This is a genomic window from Streptococcus atopicus (assembly GCF_049166725.1).
Classification (GTDB): Bacteria; Bacillota; Bacilli; order Lactobacillales; family Streptococcaceae; genus Streptococcus; species Streptococcus hominis.
The window spans coordinates 1-2,813 of the sequence record NZ_JBMHFC010000020.1 but is presented as its reverse complement, the minus strand read 5'-3'; the positions used below and the strand labels follow the sequence as shown (position 1 = coordinate 2,813).

General features: G+C 40.7%; 1 protein-coding gene. It reads right to left on the bottom strand.

Going from position 1 to position 2,813, the window contains the following annotated elements; all coding sequences use genetic code 11:
• A partial coding sequence (locus ACOMA9_RS09725) for a Spy0128 family protein (protein ID WP_421425375.1) occupies positions 1 to 2,813 on the bottom strand: 2,813 nt, incomplete at both ends.

Genomic DNA, 2,813 nt, shown 5'->3' with positions numbered 1-2,813 from the left:
CAGTCTTATCATAAGTGATTCCTGCTTCAGATCCAGCAACTTCTGAGATGGTATACTTGTGAGTTCCCACTTGGCTCTCATCATATGAGATTGGTGAGAAGGTCACTGTTCCATCTGCAGCGTTTGTCACTGTTTCGACAACAGTTCCGTCTGCTTTCTTCAAGACAAAGTTATATTTACCTGCTTCAAGAGCTTTACCTTCAAGAACTTTCTTAGCTCCGAGAGTAATGGATGTGTCACCTGCTGGGGTGTATTTGTTAGTGAAGACAAGATCTTTCGCTTCTTTCGAAACCGTTGCTTTTAATTCAGTAGCACTGATTTTTTCAACCTTGACTTCTACTTCTCGAACAGTCTTATCGTAAGTGATTCCTGCTTCAGATCCAGCAACTTCTGAGATGGTATACTTGTGAGTTCCCACTTGGCTCTCATCATATGAGATTGGTGAGAAGGTCACTGTTCCATCTGCAGCGTTTGTTACTGTTTCGACAACAGTTCCATCTGCTTTCTTCAAGACAAAGCTGTATTTACCTGCTTCAAGAGTTTTACCTTCTAGCACTTTCTTACCAGCAATTTTTACTTTGGTTGCTGGTGCTGGGGTGTATTTGTTAGTGAAGACAAGATCTTTCGCTTCTTTCGAAACCGTTGCTTTTAATTCAGTAGCACTGATTTTTTCAACCTTGACTTCTACTTCTCGAACAGTCTTATCGTAAGTGATTCCTGCTTCAGATCCAGCAACTTCTGAGATGGTATACTTGTGAGTTCCCACTTGGCTCTCATCATATGAGATTGGTGAGAAGGTCACTGTTCCATCTGCAGCGTTTGTCACTGTTTCGACAACAGTTCCGTCTGCTTTCTTCAAGACAAAGCTATATTTACCTGCTTCAAGAGTTTTACCTTCAAGAACTTTTTTCGCACCAAGAGTAACGGATGTGTCACCTGCTGGGGTGTAGACATTATTGAAGGTTGTGCTATTAGCTGTACCATCACTGCTGTATTCAACAGCCGCATGCAATTTACCTTGACCATCATCGGTTACAGTTACTTTAGCTGTGACGGTCTTAGCATCGTAGGTGATACCATTCTCCGTTGTGCCAGCTTTTACTTCCTTGATGGTGTAAGTGTAAGTACCTGCTTCATCAAATGTCAACTCTGAGAATTTAACTTTTCCGTCAGCACCATTCTTCGCTTTTTCAACGTTACCAACTTGGTCTGTCAATGTAAATTCGAACATGTCAGCTTCGAGATTGCGATTACTTAGTTTCTTATCTACTTCAAGAACAGCTTTGGCATTTTCAGCCTTATAGGTGTTTTCGAAAGTGCTGTCGTTATTGTCATAGGTAACAGTTGCTTCAAGCGCTCCCTTACCGTTGTCAACAACTTTGATCGTTACTTCGATAGTCTTGTTAGAATAAGTGATTCCTTTATCAGTTGTCCCAGCATTCTTTTCAACGATGGTGTAATGATAAGTGTCAGCTTTATTGAATTCTAAATCTTCAAACTTAATGTTTCCAGTTGCATCATTTGTTGTTGTTTGAATTGGATCTGTACCATTTTTCTCGAACAAGGCAAATTCGAATTCCCCACCTTGAAGCTGAATTGGCTTATCAGTGTTCTTGTTGATGAATGATTTGGTTGCCGAAACAGGTGCTTTAGCTTTGGTAGCTTTGTACGTATTTGTGAATGTCTGAATTCCAGCATCTGTAATGGTGTTGATGGCCCCAGAGATTGGTGGTACAAGATTAGAACCAGGTGCTGAAGTTGAAAAATCAGCTGCTGGAAGTGCTACTTGAGAAATTTCGAATTTCTCAACCCAAGCAACCAGTTGACCTCTTCCATTATCATAGACGTGTACAATTACAGGAACTGTTCTATTATCATAGGTGATACCATTTTCAGTTTCACCTGCTTTTGCTTCCACAATGGTGTACTGATAATGTCCTTCTTTTGTAAATTTAATAGGATTGAAGACTACGCGACCAGTTCCATCAGCATTAGTACCTTTATTCTTGATTCTTTGAACTTCTGTTCCATCTTTATCTTTCAAGATAAATTCAAATTCTTCGTCTTGAAGCTCTGTTGGACGACCTTCCAATTTTTTCTTGGCTTCAATAACAGCCTCAGTCGGTGAAGCGCTATAGGTATTTGTGATAGTTAGAGGGTCTGTTTGGCTAGGAGTATAACCATCCACTTTAGTGATCAGTTCACCTTTGTCATCAACTTCTTTCACGCTATAGGTGTACTTCTTAGCGTTTTGATCTGTAGCCGGAAGACCTGTCCATTTAACCGTACCATCTGTTGTAGGAACTTTTTTAAGTTCAGCATTAGCTACAGCTTCCTCAGTTCCACCTTCTAGTGTGCGGTAAAGTTTGAAGTAGGTAGTTGGGCGAACACGTTCCTGACCGCCAACCCAGACTTTCTTAGCCGTCACGTTTATCTTTGGAACTTCATAAGTATTGGTAACTTGAGTCTTGTCTGCATTGTAAGATACGACATAGTTATTCTCTCCAACTTTGACTTTCTCTCCCTCTTTCAAAGGAAGGTCAGTCTGGTCTTGAAGTTCTCGAACAGAATAAACTAGCTTGCTTCCATCAACATCACGTTCAGGAAGTTGATTTTTCCACTTATAAGTGTAGACACCGTTCGACACGGTTACTTCAGGGGTGTAGTTCCCAGTAACAGGTTTTGAATCTGCAACAGTTTGTCCTTCTTTGTGCACATACAAACCGAGTTTGACTTCTTTGTAGTCAGTTGCTTTTCCGTTTACCCATGTCTTGGTCGCTTCAAAGTCAACTGTCACACGTTTGTTAGAGATA